General features: G+C 73.8%; 20 protein-coding genes. 15 read left to right on the forward strand and 5 right to left on the reverse strand.

Annotated elements, in window-relative coordinates:
- Nucleotides 1-132 precede the first annotated feature (132 nt).
- The 6 genes from mptB to LN037_RS10715 all read left to right on the forward strand — a co-directional run bounded on the left by mptB (nt 133) and on the right by LN037_RS10715 (nt 6492).
- Nucleotides 133-1707: a polyprenol phosphomannose-dependent alpha 1,6 mannosyltransferase MptB gene (mptB, locus tag LN037_RS10690; RefSeq protein ID WP_230751913.1), complete on the forward strand. Its 1575-nt coding sequence runs from the start codon at nt 133-135 to the stop codon at nt 1705-1707.
- Nucleotide 1708: 1 nt separating this feature from the next.
- On the forward strand, nt 1709-2644 hold the full coding sequence (locus LN037_RS10695) for an ABC transporter ATP-binding protein (RefSeq protein ID WP_230752138.1): 936 nt from the start codon (nt 1709-1711) through the stop codon (nt 2642-2644).
- On the forward strand, nt 2641-3420 hold the full coding sequence (locus LN037_RS10700) for an ABC transporter permease (RefSeq protein ID WP_230751914.1): 780 nt from the start codon (nt 2641-2643) through the stop codon (nt 3418-3420). The genes LN037_RS10695 and LN037_RS10700 overlap by 4 nt, the downstream gene beginning before the upstream one ends.
- Nucleotides 3421-3478: 58 nt before the next feature.
- Nucleotides 3479-4405: a COX15/CtaA family protein gene (locus tag LN037_RS10705; protein WP_255693919.1), complete on the forward strand. Its 927-nt coding sequence runs from the start codon at nt 3479-3481 to the stop codon at nt 4403-4405.
- Between the two features lie 10 nt (nt 4406-4415).
- A complete protein-coding gene (locus LN037_RS10710; protein ID WP_230751916.1) occupies nt 4416-5378 on the forward strand; it encodes a quinone oxidoreductase family protein in 963 nt (320 codons plus the stop codon).
- A gap of 277 nt (nt 5379-5655) precedes the next feature.
- On the forward strand, nt 5656-6492 hold the full coding sequence (locus tag LN037_RS10715) for a type IV toxin-antitoxin system AbiEi family antitoxin (protein ID WP_230751917.1): 837 nt from the start codon (nt 5656-5658) through the stop codon (nt 6490-6492).
- 498 nt (nt 6493-6990) lie between these two features.
- Here the strand turns inward: LN037_RS10715 and LN037_RS10720 are convergent, their stop codons facing one another.
- Nucleotides 6991-7947: a heme o synthase gene (locus LN037_RS10720; RefSeq protein WP_230751918.1), complete on the reverse strand. Its 957-nt coding sequence runs from the start codon at nt 7945-7947 to the stop codon at nt 6991-6993.
- A gap of 496 nt (nt 7948-8443) precedes the next feature.
- On the opposite strand from LN037_RS10720, the gene tkt reads away from it, so the two are divergent.
- From tkt to pgl, 6 genes are read left to right on the forward strand one after another with little or no spacing between them, the layout of a single operon-like run.
- Complete coding sequence (gene tkt / locus LN037_RS10725) at nt 8444-10519, forward strand: transketolase (protein ID WP_230752147.1); 2076 nt, start codon at nt 8444-8446, stop codon at nt 10517-10519.
- A gap of 29 nt (nt 10520-10548) precedes the next feature.
- Complete coding sequence (gene tal, locus LN037_RS10730) at nt 10549-11670, forward strand: transaldolase (protein WP_230751919.1); 1122 nt, start codon at nt 10549-10551, stop codon at nt 11668-11670.
- Complete coding sequence (locus LN037_RS10735; RefSeq protein ID WP_230751920.1) at nt 11667-13313, forward strand: phosphoglucose isomerase-related protein; 1647 nt, start codon at nt 11667-11669, stop codon at nt 13311-13313. The genes tal and LN037_RS10735 overlap by 4 nt, the downstream gene beginning before the upstream one ends.
- A complete protein-coding gene (gene zwf / locus LN037_RS10740) occupies nt 13310-14845 on the forward strand; it encodes a glucose-6-phosphate dehydrogenase (RefSeq protein ID WP_230751921.1) in 1536 nt (511 codons plus the stop codon). Before LN037_RS10735 ends, zwf begins: the two co-directional genes overlap by 4 nt.
- Complete coding sequence (locus LN037_RS10745) at nt 14842-15792, forward strand: glucose-6-phosphate dehydrogenase assembly protein OpcA (RefSeq protein WP_230751922.1); 951 nt, start codon at nt 14842-14844, stop codon at nt 15790-15792. The genes zwf and LN037_RS10745 overlap by 4 nt, the downstream gene beginning before the upstream one ends.
- Entirely contained in the window at nt 15789-16568 is a 780-nt protein-coding gene (pgl, locus tag LN037_RS10750) for a 6-phosphogluconolactonase (protein WP_230751923.1), read from the forward strand. Before LN037_RS10745 ends, pgl begins: the two co-directional genes overlap by 4 nt.
- 80 nt (nt 16569-16648) lie before the next feature.
- Here pgl and LN037_RS10755 read toward each other — a convergent pair whose 3' ends face one another.
- Nucleotides 16649-16921: a hypothetical protein gene (locus LN037_RS10755; protein WP_230751924.1), complete on the reverse strand. Its 273-nt coding sequence runs from the start codon at nt 16919-16921 to the stop codon at nt 16649-16651.
- A 116-nt stretch (nt 16922-17037) separates the two neighbouring features.
- On the opposite strand from LN037_RS10755, the gene yczR reads away from it, so the two are divergent.
- From yczR to LN037_RS10770, 3 genes are all read left to right on the forward strand, one after another.
- Complete coding sequence (gene yczR, locus LN037_RS10760) at nt 17038-18513, forward strand: MocR-like transcription factor YczR (protein ID WP_230751925.1); 1476 nt, start codon at nt 17038-17040, stop codon at nt 18511-18513.
- 65 nt (nt 18514-18578) lie between these two features.
- Nucleotides 18579-19100 carry an Lrp/AsnC family transcriptional regulator gene (locus LN037_RS10765; RefSeq protein WP_230751926.1) on the forward strand — a complete coding sequence of 174 codons (522 nt, stop codon included), beginning with the start codon at nt 18579-18581 and terminating at the stop codon, nt 19098-19100.
- A gap of 5 nt (nt 19101-19105) precedes the next feature.
- A complete protein-coding gene (locus tag LN037_RS10770) occupies nt 19106-19870 on the forward strand; it encodes a class I SAM-dependent methyltransferase (RefSeq protein WP_230751927.1) in 765 nt (254 codons plus the stop codon).
- Between the two features lie 26 nt (nt 19871-19896).
- Here the strand turns inward: LN037_RS10770 and LN037_RS10775 are convergent, their stop codons facing one another.
- The 3 genes from LN037_RS10775 to secG are packed head-to-tail and all read right to left on the reverse strand — an operon-like array spanning nt 19897 to nt 21837.
- Nucleotides 19897-21183, reverse strand: coding sequence for a TrpB-like pyridoxal phosphate-dependent enzyme (locus tag LN037_RS10775; RefSeq protein WP_230751928.1), 1287 nt, complete (start codon nt 21181-21183; stop codon nt 19897-19899).
- A 21-nt stretch (nt 21184-21204) separates the two neighbouring features.
- The gene (locus LN037_RS10780) at nt 21205-21549 is read right to left on the reverse strand and encodes an RNA polymerase-binding protein RbpA (protein WP_230751929.1); all 345 of its coding nucleotides are present in this window, start codon (nt 21547-21549) and stop codon (nt 21205-21207) included.
- A 51-nt stretch (nt 21550-21600) separates the two neighbouring features.
- Complete coding sequence (gene secG / locus LN037_RS10785; RefSeq protein ID WP_018333624.1) at nt 21601-21837, reverse strand: preprotein translocase subunit SecG; 237 nt, start codon at nt 21835-21837, stop codon at nt 21601-21603.
- Between the last annotated feature and the right edge of the window lie 25 nt (nt 21838-21862).

Raw genomic sequence — 21862 nt, forward strand, 5'->3', positions numbered from 1 at the left:
GGCCCTCGCTTTTGACAACACCAGTCTTGCCTATATGTCCCGACCCGGCAAAGCCGGGCGGACCGGCGTGGTACGGGTCACGCCCACCGGCCCCGACCCGGCGTCGGGAAGGCCCTCGGTATCGTCCCCGGGGTGACCGCGACGGCCCCGACGGCTCCCCCCGGGTCCGAGCCGCCGACCCGGTCGCGGTCCGCGGCGGAGGCGCCCGCGACGCCCGACGAACGACGCCGGCTGCGGTTCTGCCGGCGGTTCGGCTTCACCGGGGCGCTCCTCATGGCCGTCGGGGCGCTCGGGTGCGGGGCGACGCCGGCGTCGGCGTACAACCCCCTGCTGGGGATGCGGGTCCTGGGCCTGCCCGGCCGACTGCCGACGGTGTCCCTCGCGATGGCCTACGTCGGCATGGGCATGGTCGTGCTCGCCTGGCTCTGGCTCGGGCGGCTCGCCTGGCCCGGCCGCGTCCGGCTGACCGTGCGACAGCTCTCCCGCATCCTCGTCATGTGGTGCGCGCCGCTGGCCGTGGCGCCGCCGCTGTTCTCCACCGACGTCTACGGCTACCTCTCGCAGGCCGAGGTCGTCTCCCGCGGCTTCGACCCGTACGTCTTCGGCGCCGCGCAGGCCCTCGGGCTCGACGACCCGCTGGTCGCCTCGATCCCCACCATCTGGCGGACGACGCCCTCGCCCTACGGCCCGGGCTTCCTCACCTTCGGGCGGCTGGTCACCGCGATCGCCGGCGAGAACATCGTGCTCGGCGTGTACCTGCACCGGATCCTGGCGCTGATCGGGCTCGGCCTCGTGATCTGGGCGGCGCCGCACCTCGCCCGCCGCGCCGGCGTCGAGCCGATCGCGGCGCTGTGGCTCGCGGTGAGCCCGCTGGTGCTCTTCCACCTCGTCTCGGGCATCCACAACGACGCGATCATGATGGGCGTCGTCCTGTTCGGCCTCGAGATCGGCTTCCGCTACTCCTGGTTCGTCGGCGCGCTGCTGATCGGCCTCGGCGCCTCCGGGAAGATCCCGGCGATCCTCGCGCTCGCATTCCTGGGTGCGCACGTCGCGCGGAAACGCTGCCTGGCCGCGGGCAAGGACCCGACCGGGCGCGACGGCGTGATCGCGCTGGTCCGGTACGGCGCGGGCGTGGCGGCGACGGGGCTCGCCGTCGTGGTCGCCGTGTCCGTCGGCTCCGGGCTGGGCTTCGGGTGGATCACCGCCCTGTCGGTGCCGAACCTGCTGCGCTCGTGGCTGTCGGTGACCACCGACCTCGGGGTGCTCGGCGGCCAGATCGGCATCTGGCTCGGCCTCGGCGACCACACCGACGCGGTGCTCTCGCTCACCCGCTCGGCCGGGCTCGGCGTCGCCGCCCTCGTGTGCGTGCTGCTCGTGTTCATGGTGCTGCGCGGGCGGCTGCACCCGGTGGCGGGCGTCGCGTACGGCTTCGGCGCGGTGTTCCTGGCGGGGCCGGTGCTGCACCCCTGGTACCTGCTGTGGCTCATGGTGCCGCTGGCCTGCTCGGTGACCGCGCCGCGCGTGCGCGGGTGCGCGGTCGCCGTGATCGCCGCCGTCTCGCTGCTCGTGCCGCCCACGGGCAACGACTTCACCTTCCGCGCCTACCAGCTGCCGATGGCGATCACGGCGGCGCTGCTGGTCGCGATCGTGCCGCTGCTCGCCGCGCGCGGGAACACCCCGCGGGTCCCGCCGCGGACGGAGACCTAGGCTGGGCCTCGTGAGTGCGGAACCGGCCGTCGAGGTGCACGACCTCGTCGTGCGCTACAGCACGACGACGGCGGTCGACGGACTCGACCTCGAGCTCCGGCACGGGCGGGTCCTCGCGCTGCTGGGGCCGAACGGCGCCGGCAAGACGACGACCGTCGAGGTCTGCGAGGGCTTCCGGTCCCGGACGGCAGGTGCGGTGCGGGTGCTCGGGCAGGACCCGGCGGGTGCGCCGGAGTCGCTGCGCGCCCGCATCGGGGTGATGCCCCAGGGCGGTGGTGCGTACCCGATGGTGCGGGTGCGCGAGATGCTCGACCTCGTCGCCGCCTGCTCGGCGCACCCGCTCGACACCGGCTGGCTGATCGAGACCCTCGGGCTGGAGTCCTGCGCGAAGCTGCCCTACAAGCGGCTCTCCGGCGGCCAGCAGCAGCGGCTCAGCCTCGCCTGCGCGATCGTCGGGCGGCCGGAGCTGGTGTTCCTCGACGAACCCACCTCGAGCCTCGACCCGCAGGGTCGGCACCTGGTCTGGGACCTCGTGCGGGCCCTGCGCACCGACGGGGTCGCCGTCCTGCTGACCACGCACTTCATGCAGGAGGCCGAGGCGCTGGCCGACGACGTCGTGATCGTCGACCACGGCCGCGTCGTCGCCGCGGGCTCCCCCGAGGAGCTCACCACCTCCGGTGCCGAGGACACGATGCGCTTCCGCGCGCCGCCCGGCATGGACCTCACGCTGCTCGAGGGCGTGCTGCCCGAGGGCTACCTCTCGAAGGAGGGGCCGCCCGGCCACTACACCGTGTCGGGCCGGATCGACCCGCAGGTCCTCGCCGCCGTCACCGCCTGGTGCGCGCGCCAGGGCGTGCTCGCCGACGACGTGCGGGTGGGCCGCCGCAGCCTCGAGGACGTCTTCCTCGACCTCACCGGGCGGGAGCTGCGCTCGTGAGCACCGGCTTCGACACCGGCACCTTCTCCCCCGACCCCGGGGCGGGCTCGCGCGGACGCATGCTCGCCGTGCACACGCGCACCGAGACGCTGCTCGCGCTGCGGCACTCCGAGCAGCTGCTGCTCACGCTCGTCATCCCGCTCGCCCTGCTGATCGGGCTCACGCTGCTGCAGGGGCTCGTCGAGCTGCCCGAGCCGCGGGTGAACGCCGCGCTCGGCACCGTGCTCGCGCTCGCCATGATGTCCACCGGCTTCACCTCGCAGGCCATCGCGCTGGGCTTCGACCGGCGCTACGGCCTCATGCGGCGGCTCGCCGCGACGGCGATCCCCCGCTGGCTCGTCGTCACCGGACGCCTGGGCGGCATGGCGGCGGTGGTCGTCATCCAGGTCGTCGTCCTCGGCGGGGTCGCGCTGGCCCTGGGCTGGCGTCCCGACGCCGGGTCGCTCGGCTGGGCGCTGCTGCTGGTCGTCCTCGGGGCCGGCGCCTTCGGTGCGTGCGGGCTGCTGCTCGGCGGGTCGGTGCGCGCGGACCTCGTGCTCGTCATCGCCAACGTCGTGTGGTTCGTCCTGCTGTTCGTCGGCGGCATCGTGGTGCCGGCCGACCAGCTCCCCGGTGCCCTGGGGAGTCTCGTCATGCTGCTGCCCAGCGGCGCGCTCGCGGAGGGCCTGCGCGACGTTCTGCTCGGCGGGACGCCGGGGCTCGGGCACGTCGTCGTCCTGCTCGTGTGGGGCGTCGTGGCGGGTCTCGTGGCGGGCCGCACGCTGAAGTGGGACTGATGGGTGCTCAACTACCCGTTGTCGTAGGCTCGGGGTCGTGAGGACTCCCCCGGCGCTGATGCGAGGGCTCGCGGTCGCGGCCGTGGTCGGCCAGGGCGGGATCGCGGTGACCGGCGCCGCCGTGCGCGTCACCGGCTCCGGCCTGGGCTGCCCGACCTGGCCGCAGTGCTTCCCCGGCAGCATGGTCCCGGTCGCGCACGCCGAGATCTCGGCGCTGCACCAGTGGATCGAGTTCGGCAACCGGCTGCTGGGCATCGCGCTCGTGCTCGTGACGGGCGCCTGCGTGATCGCGGCCCTGTTCGTGCGGCCGCGGCGCCGTCGGCTGCTCCTGCTGGCCTGCACCATGCCGCTCGGGGTGGTCGCCCAGGCCGTGATCGGCGGGATCACCGTGCTGACCGGGCTCGCCTGGTACACGGTGGCGCCGCACTTCATCGTCTCGGTGCCGCTCGTCTGGCTCGCGGTGCTGCTGGCGCGGGACGCGTGGGCCCTCGAGTCCCCGACCGAGGCGCGCGAGACCGTCGTCCCGCGGGCGGTGCGCGGGCTCGTCGGGGTGAGCGCGGCCGTGCTCGTCGCGCTGGTGGTGGTGGGCACGCTGGTCACGGCGGCCGGCCCGCACGCGGGCGACCCGGCCACGCCGCGCCTGACGGCGTTCTCGGTCGCCGACCTCGCCATGGCTCACGCGCACCTGCTGTTCGCGTTCCTCGGCCTGCTCGTGGGCCTGGGCTTCCTGCTGCACGCCGTGGCGGCGCCGCGGTCGGTGCTGGTCCGGTTCCGCGTGCTCGTCGCCGTGACGCTCGCGCAGGGCGTGCTCGGTGGCGTCCAGTACGCGATCGGCGTGCCCGAGGTGCTCGTGGCGCTGCACGTGCTGGGCTCGATGCTCGTCGTCGCGGCCACGGCGTGGCTGTGGGCCGGGACCACCCGACCCGCGCTCGCGGACCCGTCGTCGGGAACGTCCTCGCGCGCGATGGCGGTGGCGCAGTCCTAGATTGATCTCCATGCGTGCCGTTCGCGTGGAGGCCCACGGCGGGCCCGAGGTCCTGGTCCCGGCCGAGGTGCCCGAGCCCGAGGTGGGCGCGGAGGACGTGCTGGTCGATGTCGCCGCGGCCGGGGTGAACTACATCGACACCTACCTGCGCAGCGGGCTCTACCCCGCGACGCTGCCCGCCGTGCCGGGGCTGGAGGGTGCCGGGACGGTGCGGGCGGTCGGGTCGGCGGTGACCGACCTGGCGGTGGGCGACGTCGTGGCGTTCTGCGACGGCCCGGGCACCTACGCGGAGGCGGCGGCGATCCCGGCGGCGCGGTGCGTTCCGGTGCCCTCCGGCGTGTCGGTGGACCTCGCGGCGGCCGTGCTCCTGCAGGGGCTGACCGCGCACTACCTGCTGCACGACACGTACGCGGTGCAGCCCGGGGACACCGTGCTCGTGCACGCCGGGGCGGGCGGCATGGGGCTGCTGCTGTGCCAGATGGCCTCGGCGCTGGGTGCGACGGTGCTCGCGACGACGTCGACGCCGGAGAAGGCGTCGCTCGCCCGGGCGGCGGGGGCGTCGTCGGTGCTCGGCTACGAGGACTTCGCCGAGGAGGCCCGGTCGCTGACGTCGGGTGCCGGCGTTGCGGCGGTGTACGACGGGGTGGGCGCGACGACGTTCGACGGGTCGCTGGCCGCGCTGCGGGTGCGGGGTGTGCTGGCGCTCTACGGCGCGGCCTCCGGGCCCGTGCCGCCGGTGGACCCGCAGCGGCTCAACGCGGCCGGCTCGGTGTACCTGACCCGCCCGTCACTGGGGTGGCACGTGCGGACGACCGCGTCGTTGCGCGCCCGCGCGGCGGAGGTGTTCGCGGCGGTGGCGGACGGGTCGCTGTCGGTGCGGGTCGGGGCGCGGTACCCCCTCGAGGCGGCCGTGGACGCCCACCGGGACCTCGAGGGGCGGGCCTCCACGGGGAAGCTGCTGCTGGTGCCGTAGGGGGCGCGGGATGCGCCCATCACCTCCGTGCGCGAGTGGTCACTCAGGCAGGTTCTGGGGCTGTCCGACATGCATGGTGTGCCAGTCGTGGGGCGTCGGTGGGCCTAGGTGCGCGCCCGGCCCGTCACAGCCGTGCGCGAGTGGTCACTCAGGCAGGTTCCGGGGCTGTCCGACATGCGTGGTGTGCCAGTCGCGAGAAAGGTGGAACCGGTCGCCGGCCGGCGCAGTCCGAGCTGATGTGGAGAACATCAGCGGACCCTTCCGAGCCAGTGAGGCCGTGGCGGCCGGGCGGATCACCCGAGGACGCCTCGCCGGTCTGGGCACGACACGGCTGTATCCGAACGTCCACCAGCTCACCGACAGCGTGGCCGGGCCCGACGACCTCATCGGCCGGACACGGGAGGCCGTGCTCTACGTCCGCGGCGAGCCACCCGTGGTGGGCGGCTACGCGGCCACCGAGCTCCACGGGGCCGACATCGCCCCGCGCGGTACACCCGTGGAGCTGGTCGTCGGTCTGCGCCGGGTCCGACCACGACCGGGCCTGACGATCCGGCGCGACGTCCTGGCTCCGGCCGACATCGCCGAGGTGGACGGCCTTCTCGTGACGACGCCGGAGCGGACGGCCTGGGACCTCGTCCGGCGGCGCGGATTCGTCGACGGGGTGGTCGCTCTCGACGCGCTCGCCCGGGTCGGTCGTTTCAGGCCCGAACGTCTGTTGGACCGCCCTGCCGGCGCCCGGGGTGCTCGACGGGTGGCCCCCGCCGTGGAGGCGTCGGATCCGCGGGCGGGCTCTCGACCGGAGACGGTGATGCGGCTGGCGATGGCGCAGCTCGGCGTCCCGACCCCGACCCTGCAGTTCGAGGTGCGCGACGCGCAGGACTTCTTCGTCGCCTTCGTCGACTTCGGGTGGGAAGAGTTCAAAGTCGCGGCCGAGTACCAGGGTGACGTGCACCGGCGGGACCAGGAGCAGTGGCGGCGCGATCAGTCGCGGTTCGCTGAACTCGCGTCCTGCGGCTGGATCGTGGTGCCCTGCACGGCGGACGACCTGCGGTTCCCGCTCCAGTTCGTCCGCCGACTGTGCAAGACCCTCGCCCTGCGTGGGTGCGTCCTCTGAGAGGCCCGCGAGTGGTCGCTGAGGCAGGTTCGGGCGGTGCCGGGCCTGCGTGGTGTGCCAGTCGTGGGGGTGGAGGTCGGTGGGCGCCGGAGCCGACCCGGGCCGCTGCGCGAGTGGTCGCTGAGGCAGGTTCGGGCGGTGCCGGGCCTGCGTGGTGTGCCAGTCGTGGGGGTGGAGGTCGGTGGGCGCCGGAGCCGACCCGGGCCGGTCCCGCGAGTGGTCGCTGAGGCAGGTTCGGGCGGTGCCGGGCCTGCGTGGTGTGCCAGTCGTGGGGGTGGGGGTCGGCGGGTGCGCGAGCCAACCCGGGCCGGTCCCGCGAGTGGTTGCTCAGGCAGGTTCGGGCGGTGCTGGACCTGCGTGGTGTGCCAGTCGTGGGGGTGGAGGTCGGCGGGTGCGCGAGCCAACCCGGGCCGGTCCCGCGAGTGGTCACTCAGGCAGGTTCGGGCGGTGCCGGACCTGCGTGGTGTGCCGGTCGCGGAGAAACCGACGGCGGACGAGCTAGAAGGGCCAGCCGAAGACGGGCCACCCGAACGCCGAGTCCACGGCCACCGCGACGAACAGACCCGTGAGGTACGTGTTGGACAGGTGGAACAGGCGCATCGAGTTCACGACCTCGTCGCGGTGCACGGCCCGGTCGAGCCGGTGCGCGGCGACGAGGAACCACGCGCCCCCGACGACGGCGGTCACGAGGTAGATCCACGAGGTCGCGGGCACCAGCAACACCGACCACGCCACCATCGCCCACGAATAGAGGACGATCTGGCGCGAGACCCGCTGCGGCGCGGCGACGACCGGGAGCATCGGGACGCCCGCGGCGGCGTACTCGTCGCGGTAGCGCATCGCGAGGGCCCAGAAGTGCGGGGGCGTCCAGAAGAAGATGATCCCGAACAGCACCAGCGCGGGCCACTCCACGGTGCCCGTGACGGCCGCCCAGCCGATCACCACGGGCATGCAGCCGGCGGCGCCGCCCCAGACGATGTTCTGCGAGGTCCGGCGCTTGAGCACCAGCGTGTAGACCACGATGTAGAAGGCGATCGCGGCGACGGACAGGGCCGCGGCGACCCAGTTGGCCGTCAGGCCCAGCCACACCGCGGAGAGCGCACCGAGCACGAGGCCGAACACGAGCGCGTGCGAGCGTGGGACGGCGTCCCGCGCCAGGGGGCGCTTGCGGGTGCGCGCCATCTTGGCGTCGATGTCGGCGTCGATCACGCAGTTCAGCGCGTGGGCGCTGGCCGCCGCGGCGGCCCCGCCGAGCAGCACCGCCAGGACCAACCACAGCGACGGCACCGCGCGCTGGGCGAGCATCATCGCCGGCACGGTGACCACGAGCAGCTGCTCGATGATCCGGGCCTTCGTCAGCGCGAGGTACGCGCGGACGGTGGCCGCGGAGCGGGCCCAGTACCCGCCGAGCCTGGTCCTCGCCCCCGTCGGCGTCGGACCGACCGCCGTGCTCACCCGATCACCCGGTCCTCTCAGGCGTTCGGCGGCCCAGCGGGCCGCCTCCTACACGCTGTCGTGGATTGCAGTCTGCACCCCGGGCGTCCCTCGCGCTCGCCCGCCCCCCGGCAGGGGGTGGTGGTGCGGGACACGTCACCCGCGCGGACGCGCGTGACGGGAGCAGGACGTGATCGTAGAGGGCGCTGCGTCGTGCCCGGTCGGCGCCCGTCGCGGCGTGTCCGCGCAGCGCCGAGCGGGTATCTGCGCGTGAGGGACTCCGACGGTCCACCGCAGCGCCACCCCGACGTGACAGCATGGGCTCGACGGACATTCCGGATCGATCCAGATCGCACCGGCGCGACCCGGCCCACCGGGGCGCCCGCCCTGCGGACGAGTCGACCCGGACCACCGGGACGCGACCACCCGAACGCGGCCCACCGACGTGAGACACAGGGAGAGCAGGTTCGTGACCACGACCGAGAGCACCCACCCGGCGAGCGAGTCGCCCGAGGAGATCGAAGCCCTCACCACCCCGCACCGTCCCGACGACTGGTCCGACCTCGACCAGCGCGCCGTCGACACGGTCCGCGTGCTCGCCGCCGACGCGGTGCAGAAGGTCGGCAACGGTCACCCCGGCACGGCCATGTCGCTGGCGCCGCTCGCCTACACGCTGTTCCAGCACACGATGACGCACGACCCGGCCGACGCGGACTGGCCGGGCCGCGACCGCTTCGTGCTCTCCGCGGGCCACTCCAGCCTCACGCTCTACATCCAGCTCTTCCTCTCGGGCTACGGCCTCGAGATGACCGACCTCGAGCAGCTGCGGACCTGGGGCTCGAAGACGCCGGGCCACCCCGAGCACGGCTACACGACCGGGGTCGAGATCACGACGGGGCCGCTCGGCCAGGGCCTCGCCTCCAGCGTCGGCATGGCGATGGCCGCCCGCCGCGAGCGCGGGCTGTGGGACCCCGAGGCGGCGCCCGGCGAGAGCCCCTTCGACCACTTCGTCTACGTGATCGCCTCCGACGGGGACATCGAGGAGGGCGTCACCGCCGAGGCGAGCTCGATCGCGGGCCGCCAGCAGCTCGGCAACCTGATCGTCTTCTACGACGACAACCACATCTCGATCGAGGACGACACGTCCGTCGCGCTGTCCGAGGACGTCGTCGGGCGCTACGAGGCCTACGGCTGGCACACCCAGGTGGTGCGCGGCGGCGAGAACGTCGTCGGCATCCGCGAGGCCATCGAGAACGCCAAGGCCGAGACCGGCCGGCCCAGCTTCATCGCGCTGCGCACGGTCATCGGCTACCCCGCGCCGGAGAAGATGAACACCGGTGCCGCGCACGGCGCCGCCCTCGGCGACGACGAGGTGGCCGAGGTCAAGAAGATCCTCGGCTTCGACCCGGAGAAGTCCTTCCAGATCGAGGACGAGGTCCTGGCGCACGCCCGCGAGGTCAAGGAGCGCGGTCGTCAGGCGCACGAGGCCTGGACGAAGAAGTTCGACGACTGGGCGCAGGCCAACCCGGAGCGGCGCGAGCTGTTCGACCGGATGGCGAAGCGCGAGCTGCCGTCCGGCTGGGCGGACGCGCTGCCCACCTGGACCACCGACGACAAACCGCTCGCGACCCGCAAGGCGCTGCAGCAGATCCTCGGTGCCGTGGGCCCGCAGCTGCCGGAGCTGTGGGGCGGCTCGGCCGACCTCGCCGAGAGCAACAACACGACGATCCCCGACTCGCCGTCGTTCGGGCCCGCGAGCGTCGAGACGAACAACTGGGGGCAGATGAGCCCCTACGGCCGCGTCCTGCACTTCGGTGTCCGCGAGCACGCGATGGGCTCGATCCTCAACGGGATCGCCCTGCACGGCGGCACGCGGGTGTTCGGCGGCACCTTCCTCATCTTCTCCGACTACATGCGGCCCCCGGTCCGCCTGGCGGCGCTGATGAACCTGAACACCACCTACATCTGGACCCACGACTCGATCGGTCTCGGCGAGGACGGCCCGACCCACCAGCCGATCGAGCAGCTCGCGAGCCTGCGGGCCATCCCGCGCATGTCGGTCGTGCGGCCCGCCGACCCGAACGAGACCGCGTACGCGTTCAAGGCGGTCCTGGACAACCCGACCGGCCCGGCCGGCCTGGCGCTCACCCGCCAGAACCTCCCGGTGCTGGAGCACACCTCGGCCGAGGGCGTCGCACGCGGCGGCTACGTGCTCGAGGACGCCTCCGGCGACCCGCAGGTCGTCATCGTGGCCACCGGCTCGGAGGTGCAGCTCGCGGTCGAGGCCCGGAAGACCCTCGAGGCCGACGGCGTTCCCACCCGTTTGGTGTCCATGCCCTGCCTCGACTGGTTCGAGAACCAGGACGCGGACTACCAGGAGAGCGTCATCCCGTCGTCGGTGACCGCCCGCGTCTCCGTCGAGGCCGGCGTGGCGCAGCCCTGGTACCGCCTGCTGGGCACCACGGGCGAGCCCGTCTCCATCGAGCACTTCGGTGCCAGCGCGGACTACAAGACCCTGTTCGAGAAGTTCGGTTTCACCGCCGAGGCCGTCGTCGACGCCGCCCGCCGCTCGCTGGCGCGCGCGTCGAAGTGACCTCCGGAGCGACGCGAAGTGAGGACATCATGAGCTCCACCCCCCTGGCGGACCTGTCGGCCGCCGGCGTCTCCATCTGGCTCGACGACCTGTCCCGCCAGCGCATCATGAGCGGCAACCTGGCCGAGCTCATCGAGCGCAAGCACGTCGTCGGGGTCACCTCGAACCCGTCGATCTTCCAGGCGGCGCTCGCCGACGCGGACCACTACGCCGAGCAGCTCGACGACCTCGCACGCCGCGGCGCCTCGGTCGAGGACGCCGTCCGCGAGATCACCACCGACGACGTGCGGCACGCCTGCGACATCTTCCGCAACGTCTACAGCGAGACCGCGGGCAAGGACGGCCGCGTCTCGCTCGAGGTCGACCCGCGCAGCGCGCACGACACCGAGAAGACCGTCGCCGAGGCCGTCGACCTCTGGAAGACCGTCGACCGCCCCAACCTGATGATCAAGATCCCGGCCACCCCCGAGGGGCTCCCGGCGATCACCCGCGTGCTCGCCGAGGGCATCAGCGTCAACGTCACGCTGATCTTCTCGGTCGACCGCCACCGCGCCGTCATGGACGCCTTCCTCGCCGGCATGGAGCAGGCCCGCAGCAACGGGCACGACCTGTCGGCCATGGGCTCCGTGGCGTCGTTCTTCGTCTCCCGCGTGGACACCGAGGTGGACAAGCGGCTCGAGGCGATCGGCACCGACGCCGCCCTGGCCCTGCGCGGCACGGCAGCCGTGGCCAACGCCCGGCTCGCCTACCAGGCCTACCTCGACACGTTCTCCACCGAGCGCTGGGCGACCCTCAAGGGCGCCGGCGCGACCGTGCAGCGTCCGCTCTGGGCGTCGACGGGCGTGAAGAACAAGGCCTACCCGGACACGCTCTACGTGACCGAGCTGGTGGCCCCGGACACCGTGAACACGATGCCCGAGGCGACCCTCGACGCGTTCGCCGACCACGGCGAGCTGCACGGCGACGCCGTCTCCGGCACCGCCGACGCCGCGGGCGAGGTGTTCGCCGCGCTCGCCGACGTCGGGATCGACGTCGACGACGTCTACCAGGTGCTCGAGGACGAGGGCGTCGACAAGTTCGAGAAGGCCTGGACGGAGCTCCTGGAGACCATCTCCGAGCAGCTCACGCGGCGCAGCCCGGAGCAGTCGTGAGCGCCCCCGTCGAGGCCCCGCTGACGGTCTCCGTGGTCGACGCGCAGCTCGCGGAGGCCGCGTCGGCCCTCGTCGAGAAGCTGGTGACCGACGAGGTCGCGTCGAAGCTGGCCCGGCAGGACGACACCCTGTGGGGGCCCGACGCGCGCGACGAGGCGTCGAAGCGGCTGTCGTGGGTGACGCTGTACGAGTCGTCGAAGCCGCTGGTGGAGCGCCTGACCGCGCTGCGGGGCGACCTGCACGCCGAGGGTGTCGACCGCGTCGTCCTCGCCGGCATGGGCGGCTCGTCGCTGGCGCCCGAGGTCATCTGCCACACCCGGTCGGGCTCGGCCGTCGGCGGCCGGCACCCGATCACGGTGCTCGACACGACCGACCCCGGCCAGGTCACCGACGCCCTCGCCGGCGACCTCGCGCGCACCGTCCTGGTGGTCAGCTCGAAGTCCGGCGGGACGGTCGAGACCGACAGCCAGCGTCGCGTGTTCGCCGAGCAGTTCGCGGCGAACGGGATCGACGCCGCGAGCCGCATGGTCGTGGTGACCGACCCGGGCACCAAGCTCGGCGACCTCGCGGCCGAGCAGGGCTACCGCACGACCGTGGAGGCGGACCCCAACGTCGGAGGGCGCTACTCGGCGCTCACCGCGTTCGGCCTCGTGCCGAGCGCGCTCGCGGGCGTCGACGTCGGCGGCCTGCTCGACGAGGCCGCCGCGGCGGCCCCGGAGCTGCAGCGCGACTCCGCCGACAACCCGGCGATCCAGCTGGGCGCCGCCCTGGCGGCCGCGCACAACGCGGGCGCGGAGAAGGTCGTGCTGGCCGACTCGGGCTCCGGCCTGATCGGGTTCGGGGACTGGGCCGAGCAGCTCATCGCCGAGTCCACCGGCAAGCAGGGCCTCGGGCTGCTCCCCGTCGTCGTCGAGTCGCCGGACGCCCCGGGCTTCGCCGACCACGGGCGCGACGCGACCACCGTGACGATCGGACCCGCCGTCGGGAACGCGAAGATCGCGACCGAGGGGTCGCTCGGGGCGCAGTTCCTGCTGTGGGAGACCGCGGTGGCCCTGGCGGGCCGCCTGATCGGGATCAACCCGTTCGACCAGCCCGACGTCGAGTCGGCCAAGCAGGCCACGCGCGACCTCCTCGGCGGGGACGGCGCCACCGGCTCCGACGAGGCGCCCGTGCTCGTGGAGGGCGCGGTGGAGGTCCGCGGCGAGTGGCTGCGCTCCCCCGCCACCCTCACCGAGGCGCTCCAGCAGCTGATCGACCAGGCCCCCGACGGCGGGTACGTCGCGGTCCAGGCCTATCTCGACCGGCTCGACGACGCCTCGGCCGAGGTGCTGCGTCCGGAGATCGCGAAGAACACGGGGCTGCAGACCACCTTCGGGTGGGGCCCCCGGTTCCTGCACTCCACCGGCCAGTACCACAAGGGCGGGCACCAGAACGGCGTGTTCCTGCAGATCACGGGGTCGGTTGCCGACGACCTGGCGATCCCGGACCAGCCGTTCACCTTCGGCGAGCTGCAGCACGCGCAGGCCGCCGGGGACGCCCAGGTGATCTCGCAGCACGGCCGCCCCGTCCTGCGCCTGCACCTGGCCGACCGGGCCGCCGGGCTCGTCGCCCTGACGAACGCGGTCGCCGAGGTCGGTCGGTGACTGCCCCCGCCTCGTGGCGCAACCCGCTGCGGGACGAGCGGGACAAGCGCCTGCCGCGGATCGCCGGCCCGAGCGGCCTCGTGCTGTTCGGGATCACCGGTGACCTCGCGCGCAAGAAGCTCATGCCCGCGATCTACGACCTCGCGAACCGGGGGCTGCTGCCGCCCGGCTTCGCGCTGGTCGGCTTCGCCCGCCGCGCCTGGTCGCACGAGGACTTCGCCGAGATCGTCTACGACGCGGTGCGCCAGCACTCGCGCACGCCGTTCCGCTCCGAGGTGTGGGACCGCCTCGCCGAGGGGCTGCGGTTCGTGCAGGGCACCTTCGACGACGACGCCGCGTTCGACCGCCTCGCCGACACCGTCGCCGAGCTGGACACCGAGCGCGGCACGAACGGCAACCACGCGTTCTACCTGTCGATCCCGCCCGACGCGTTCCCGACGGTGTGCAAGCAGCTCTCCCGGGCCGGTCTGGCGGACTCGACCGAGGACGCGTGGCGGCGGGTCGTCATCGAGAAGCCCTTCGGGCACGACCTGGCGTCGGCCCGGGAGCTGAACGCGATCGTCAACGACGTCTTCCCCGAGCAGTCGGTGTTCCGCATCGACCACTACCTCGGCAAGGAGACGGTGCAGAACCTGCTCGCGCTGCGCTTCGCCAACGAGCTGTTCGAGCCGATCTGGAACGCCCACCACGTCGACCACGTGCAGATCACGATGGCCGAGGACATCGGCGTGGGCGGCCGGGCCGGTTACTACGACGGCATCGGCGCGGCCCGGGACGTCATCCAGAACCACCTCCTGCAGCTCCTCGCGCTCACCGCGATGGAGGAGCCGCTGTCGTTCTCCCCCGACGACCTGCGCGAGGAGAAGATCAAGGTCCTCTCCGCCACGTCGCTCGTGGAGCCGTTGGAGGAGACGACCGCCCGGGGCCAGTACGCGGGCGGGTGGCAGGGCTCCACCGAGGTGAAGGGCCTGCAGCAGGAGGAGGGCTTCCCGCCCGACTCGGTCACCGAGACCTACGCGGCGATCACCTGCGCCGTGAACACCCGGCGGTGGGCGGGCGTGCCGTTCTACCTGCGCACCGGCAAGCGGCTCGGCCGCCGCGTCACCGAGATCGCCGTGGTGTTCAAGCGGGCGCCGCACCTGCCCTTCGACCAGACGATGACCGAGGAGCTGGGGCAGAACGCCCTGGTGGTGCGCGTGCAGCCGGACGAGGGCGTCACGCTGCGGTTCGGCTCGAAGGTCCCGGGCTCGGGCATGGAGGTCCGCGACGTCACCATGGACTTCGGGTACGGCACCGCGTTCACCGAGGCCTCCCCCGAGGCCTACGAGCGGCTGCTGCTCGACGTCCTGCTCGGCGAGCCGTCGCTGTTCCCGACCAACACCGAGGTCGAGCTGTCCTGGCGCATCCTCGACCCGGTGATCACCAAGTGGCACCGCGAGGGCTCCCCGGACCACTACGCGGCGGGCACCTGGGGCCCGCCGTCGGCCGACGAGCTGCTCTCGCGGACCGGGCGTGTCTGGAGGCGACCGTGATCGTCGACCTGCCCTCGACGGACACGTCGGCGGTCAACCGCAAGATGGTGCAGCTGCGCGAGTCGGCGGGCGCGGTGGCCCTCGGGCGCGTGCTCACCCTCGTCATCTCCACCGTCGACGGCCCGGAGGCCGAGCAGGCCATCCAGGCCGCGAACGACGCCTCCCGCGAGCACCCCTGCCGGGTCCTCGTGCTGGCCCGCGGGCAGCGTCAGGCCGCGACCCGGCTGGACGCGCAGATCCGCATCGGCGGGGACGCCGGCGCCAGCGAGGTCATCGTGCTGCGGATGTACGGGCCGCTGGCCGACCACGGCGGGTCGATCATCGTCCCGCTGCTGCTGCCCGACGCGCCGATCGTCACCTGGTGGCCCGGCGAGCCACCGACCTGCCCGTCCGCGGACCCGGTGGGTGCGGTCGCGGGGCGGCGGATCACCGACGTCTCCACGACGGAGTCGCCCGCGCGGACGCTGCTCGAGCTCGGCGCGAACTACCACGCCGGGGACACCGACCTGGCGTGGAGCCGGATCACCGGGTGGCGGGCGCTGATCACGTCCGCGCTCGACGAGCCGCCGTACGAGGCGGTGACGCGGGCCGAGGTCGACGGGCTCGCGGAGTCCGCGTCGGCGGACCTGCTCGCGGGCTGGCTGTCCTCGCGGCTCGACGTGCCCGTGACCCGTCGCGTGGTCGACGTCCCGGGCGGTCACCTCGGAGGGGTCCGGCTCGAGCGTCCGTCGGGCACGGTGGAGCTCACGCGGCAGGACTCGAAGACCGCGAAGCTCACCCAGCCCGGCCAGCCGGTCCGTCGCGTCGCGCTCCCCCGCCGGACCGCGCGCGACTGTCTGGCCGAGGAGCTCCGTCGGCTCGACCCGGACGAGATCTTCCACGAGGCGCTCGAGGCCATCTCGCGCGTCGAGACGCCGGCATCGTCGGCCGAGGAGGTGCCATCGTGAGCGGGCGGCAGGTCATCACCCTTCCCGACGACGGGTCGGTGGCGGCGGACGGCGCGGCACGGCTGCTCGCGGCGCTCGCCGCCGCCCAGTCCGCCCGTGGCGTCGCCTCGGTGGTCCTCACCGGCGGCGGCATCGGGATCGCGATGCTCGAGGCGGTGGCGGCCTCGCCCGACGTCGACACCGTCGACTGGTCGCAGGTCGAGGTGTTCTGGGGCGACGAGCGCTTCGTCCCCGCCGGGTCCGAGGACCGCAACGACGCCCAGGCCCGCGCGGCCCTGCTCGACCGGCTGGCGCTCGACCCGGCCCGGGTGCACCCGATGGCGTCGTCGACGCCCGGGCCGTCGGCGCTGGAGTCCGAGGACTCCGCCGACCCCGACGCGGGGGCGCAGGCCTACGCCCAGGTGCTCACCGAGGCGGCCGCCCGGCTCGGTGAGGGCGTCCCCGGCATCCCGGCGTTCGACGTGCTGCTCGCCGGCTGCGGGCCGGAGGGACACACCCTGTCGGTGTTCCCCGACTCCCCCGCCGTGCACGCGACGGCGGCCGGGGTGGTGGCGGTGCGCGACTGTCCGAAGCCGCCGCCGACCCGCATCTCGCTCACGCTGGCCGCCGCACGGTCCGCGCGGGAGGTGTGGCTGGTGGCCACCGGCGAGGGCAAGGCCGAGGCGCTGGCGAAGGCCGCCCACGGGGCGAGCGAGGTGGAGATCCCGCTCGCCGGGCTCGCCGGCACGGAGCGGACGCTGTGGCTGCTCGACGAGGCGGCCGCGGCGACGATCTAGCCGGACCAGGGACGGACGAACGGCACTCTCGCGCACCGGACGCCGCGGGAGTGCCGTTCGTGTCTTCCCGGCGGGCGTGCTCAGCCGACCGGGCGCACGGAGCTGCGCTGGGTCTCCCACGGCCGCAGCGACCGGTCGTACGCGGCCCACGCCTGGCGCTGGGCGGCCACCCGGCGGGCGAAGGCGGCGACCAGGCGGAGGTCGGAGACCGGGGTGTGCCTGTACTGCGGGCCCCGGGGCAGGGCGGGGTCGCGGTGGTCCGCGGTGTCGTTCAAGCGGCTGTCGGCGCCGTACCGGCTGACGAGAGCGGCCACGGCCGCGAGGGCGACCAGGACGATGACCAGTTCGAACATGATGACTTCCTTCGTCGTCAGGAGGTGGTACATCTAGAGTGGCTGGGAATTGACAGGTCTGCCACGGCCACTGACAGGCCAGTGGCAGGCCGAGTGGCAGAAGTGGCAGGTGACCGGTGGAACAGCACCTCGGGGGGCTCGCGCTCGTCCGCCAGCTCGGCGAGTTCGCCGACGGGCCGGTGGGCTACGCCGCGCTCGCGGGCCGGATCCGCACGCTCCTGGGCGACGGCCGGCTCGCCGTCGGGACCCGGGTGCCGAGCGAGCGGGAGCTGGCCCTCGCCCTCGGGATCGGGCGGGGCACGGTCGCCGCGGCCTACGAGCAGCTCCGGGAGAGCGGGCACCTGCTGCGCCGCCGTGGCTCCGGCACCTGGACGGCGCTCCCGGCCGGGACGCCGACCGCCTCGCCCGCCCCGTTCGCGCCCAGCGGCGCCTTCGCCGTGCCGCCGGACCTGCCCAGCGGAGTGATCGACCTGGCGCACGCCGCGCCCGCGGCCCCGATCGAGGCGATGACCGCGGCCGGCGCCGAGGCCCTGGCCGCGCTGCCCACCCACCTCGTCGGGCCGGGCTACGACCTGCTCGGCACCCCGCTGCTGCGCGCCGCGATCGCGGAGCGCCTCACCGCGCAGGGGCTGCCGACGGCGCCCGACGAGGTCATGGTCACGGCGGGCGCGCAGCACGCGCACGCCCTCGCCGTCCGGGCCCTCGTGCGCCCCGGCGACCGGGTGCTCATCGAGCAGCCCACCTACCCGGGCGCGGTCGACCTCGTGCGCCACACCTCGGCCCGACCGGTCCCGATGGCCCTCGACCGCGACGCCCACGGGCGCACCCGCTGGGACGTCGCCGCCTTCGCGGCCGGTCTGCGCGAGTCGTCCCCGGCCCTCGCCTACCTCGTGCCCGACCACCACAACCCGACCGGCGCCGTGATGGACGCGGAGACCCGCGGGGCGGTCGTCGCGGCGGCCCGCCGCCACGGGGTGCCCCTCGTGGTCGACGACTGCCTGCGCGAGATGTGGCTCGACGAGCCGGTCCCGCCCCCGCTCGGGGCCTGGGCGACGACCGGCGGCGAGGCCCCCGTGCTCACCATCGGCTCGATGAGCAAGACCGTCTGGGGCGGCCTGCGGATGGGCTGGATGCGCGGCCCGCGCGCCGTCCTGCGGCGCATCGCCACCAGCCGGGCCTCCGACGACATCGCCTCGCCCGTCCTCGAGCAACTGGTGGCGACCGCGCTGCTCGCGCGCCTCGACGACCTGCTGCCCGAGCGCCGGGCGGCGGCGGCCGCGCAGCGCGACCACCTGGTCGCGGCCCTGCGGCGCGCCGTCCCCGAGTGGACGGTGCCCAGCCCGACGGGCGGGCTCTCCACCTGGATCGACCTGGGCGCGGCCCGGTCCAGTGCGCTCGTCGACGCCGCGGCGCGCCAGGGGCTGCACCTCGCCGCGGGGCCCCGGTTCGGCATCGGCGGTGCCTTCGAGGGCTTCCTCCGCGTGCCGTACACCCACCGGGTCGACGTGCTCGACGACGCCGTGGAGCGGCTCGCCGCCGCGTGGGCCTCGCTGGGCTCCGCCCCGGCCGCCGCGCTCACCACCGTCGTCTGACATGCCTCCATCCTGCGAGGTCACGGGGCTGGACGACATGGGTGATCCACGGACATAGTGGCCAGGTGACTTCAACCCTGGAACCGCGGGCCCGCGTTCACCTGGAGAACGACAGGGGCCTCCTCGACGACGTCAACCGGGCCATCCTGCGGGCCCTCGCGGAGGACCCGCGGCTGTCCATGAGCGCCCTCGCACGGGTCGTCGGGATGTCCGCGCCCGCCGTCACCGAGCGGGTGCAGCGCCTCGAGCGCGCCGGCGTGATCCGCGGGTACCGGCTCGACGTCGACCCCGCCGCGGTCGGCTACCCGATCGGTGCCTGGGTGCGGGTCCGGCCCGCGCTGGGGCAGGGCAAGGCCCTCGAGCAGATCGTGGCCCGCACGCCCGAGGTGGTCGAGGCGCACCGGATCACCGGCGAGGACTGCCTGCTGGTGCGCATCCAGGTCCGCGACGTGGCCGACCTCGACCGGGTCCTCGAACTCTGGATCGAGCGGGGGTCGACGGTCACGGCGGTGATCAAGACCTCGCTGGTCGAGCCGCGCCCCGTCGGGATCGACGCTTCCCCGGCAAACGGCAATCATGTTCGATAGGGCGCGTGACTGACGCGGCACGGGCGGTCTGGGACCGCGGCGACTACGGCCCGCTCGGCGACCTGCTCGCCCCGGCGGGGCCGGTCCTCCTCCACGCGGCGGGCCTGCGGGCCGGCGATCGGGTCGTGGACCTGGCGGCCGGCCACGGCAGCATCGCCGTCGAGGTGGCACGGCGTGGGATCGCCGTGGCGGCGCTCGACGTGTCCCCGGTGATGGTGGCGGCCGGCCGGACACGCACCGCCGGGCTCCCCGTCACGTGGCTCGAGGGCGACCTCGCGGCGGTACCGCTCGACGACGGCTCCGCCGACGTCGTGCTCTCCAACTTCGGCCTGATCTTCGCGGTCGACGCCGCGCCCGCCCTCGCCGAGGTCCGCCGCCTCCTGCGCCCCGGCGGCACCCTGGCCTACACCGCCTGGGACCCCGACGGCGTCGTCGGTCGGATGGGGGCGGTGATGGCCGAGTTCATGCCGGCACCGCCCGACGGGGCCCCGAGGCGCTTCCACGGCTCGGTGTGGACGACGGGCGAGGCGGTCCGGGCGGCGGGGTTCACCGAGGTCGCGACCGAGACCCGGACGCTGCCGTGGCGCTTCGGCTCCCCCGCCGAGCTCACGACGTTCTTCCGCCACCACTCCCCCGCCCACATCGCCTCGGCCGCGGCGGCCGGCGAGCGGGCGGACGACATGTTCACCGCCATCGAGCGGGTGTTCGCCCCCGACGGCGGGCCGGTCGACGTGCAGGCGCCCTACGCGGTGGTGACCGCGCGCGCCTGACCCGACCGACCCGACGTCGGGAAGGATCAGGCCTGCTCGGGCTCCTCGCCGAGGTCACCGGCGAGGTAGTCCTCGTACGCCTTGAGGTCGAGCAGGCCGTGGCCGCAGTAGTTGAAGAGGATGACCCGCTCCTCGTTCTTCTCGGCCGCGTCCTTCGCCTCGGCGATCGCCGACGCGATCCCGTGCCCGGCCTCCGGCGCGGGCAGCTTGCCCTCGACGCGGGCGAACAGCACGTTGGCCTCGAACACCGCGCGCTGGCGGTGCGCCACCGCCTCCATCCGCCCCTCGTGGACGAGCTTGGAGATGATCGGGGAGTCGCCGTGGTAGCGCAGCCCGCCGGCGTGGATGCCGGGCGGCATGAAGTCGTGGCCGAGCGTGTACATGTTCATCATCGGCGTCAGGCCCTGCGTGTCGCCGAAGTCGTACTCGTAGGTGCCCTGGGTCAGGGTGGGGCACGACGCGGGCTCGGCCGCGAGCAGCCGGACCGACGGGTCGGGCAGGAACGGCAGGGCGAGCCCGCCGAGGTTCGAGCCGCCCCCGCAGGGCGCGATCACGACGTCGGGTCGGGTCTCGCCGGCGAGCGCGAGCTGCTGCTGGGCCTCGAGGCCGATCACGGTCTGGTGCAGCAGCACGTGGTTGAGCACCGAGCCGAGCGCGTAGTGGGTGTCGTCGCGGCCGACCGCGTCGCGCACGGCGTCGGAGATCGCCGAGCCCAGGGAGCCGGCGTTCGAGGGGTCGTCGATCGGCGACGGGACCACGGTGCCGCCCCAGGTCTCCATGATGACCTTGCGGTACGGCTTCTGCTCGAAGCTCTTGCGCACCATGTAGACCGCGCACTCGAGGTCGTACTGCGCGCAGGCGAAGGAGAGCGCGGTGCCCCACTGGCCGGCGCCGGTCTCGGTGGACAGGCGCTTGATGCCCTCGCGGGCGTTGTAGAACGCCTGCGGCACGGCCGAGTTGGGCTTGTGCGAGCCGGCGGGCGAGACCGACTCGTCCTTGAAGTAGATGCGGGCGGGGGTCTTCAGCGCCGCCTCGAGCCGCCGGGCCCGGATCAGGGGTGTGGGCCGCCACAGCCGCAGCACGTCGAGCACCTCGCCCGGGATGTCGATCCACGGGTCGGCCGACATCTCCTGGCCGATGAGCTCCCCGGCGAACAGCGGGGCGAGGTCGTCCGGGCCGACCGGCTCGCGCGTCGCGGGGTGCAACGGCGGGTCCAGCGGGCTGGAGAGGTGCGGGGCGACGTTGAACCAGGCCGAGGGGATCTCGGCCTGGCTCAACGAGAAACGGGTGTCGGTGATCTCGGCGGCGGTCACACCGGACACCTTGTCAGAACGTCAGTTCTCCCCGCGACGGGCGCGGAGCTTCGCGAGCGCCTCCTCGAGGAGCGCCTCGCCGTCGGCGTCGCTGCGGCGCTCCTTCACGTACGCGAGGTGCGTCTTGTACGGCTCGGTGCGCCGCGCGGGCGGCGGGTTCTTCATGTCGGTGTTGGCGGGCAGGCCGCAGCGCGGGCAGTCCCACGTGACGGGCAGCTCCGCGTCGTGGGCGAACGACGGCCGGGTCTCGTGGCCGTTGGAGCACCAGAACGAGACGACGACGCGCTGCGCGCTCTCGCCCCGCTCGGACTCGCCCATCGGACCGGACCCGACCCGGGTCCCCCGGATCGCGTTGCCAGTGGCCATGTCGGCGCTACCTCCGCATCGTCACGAGCCCGGGGTGTGGGTCCGGGTCGGTCAACCTTCGATCTTGATGAGCAGGCCCGTCCCGACGATCGCGATCAACCAGATCGCACCGACGAACAGGGTGAGCCGGTCGAGGTTCTTCTCGACCACGCTGGAGCCGGCGAGGCTCGACTGCACCCCACCGCCGAAGAGCGACGAGAGACCACCGCCCCGTCCGCGGTGCAGCAGCACGAGCAGCACCAGCAGCACGCTGGACACGATGAGCAGGATCTCCAGGAACAGTCGCATCGCGGGCTCCGTGACCTCCAGGTCT

Origin of the sequence: Actinomycetospora soli (assembly GCF_021026295.1) — a bacterium.
Taxonomy (GTDB): domain Bacteria; phylum Actinomycetota; class Actinomycetes; order Mycobacteriales; family Pseudonocardiaceae; genus Actinomycetospora; species Actinomycetospora soli.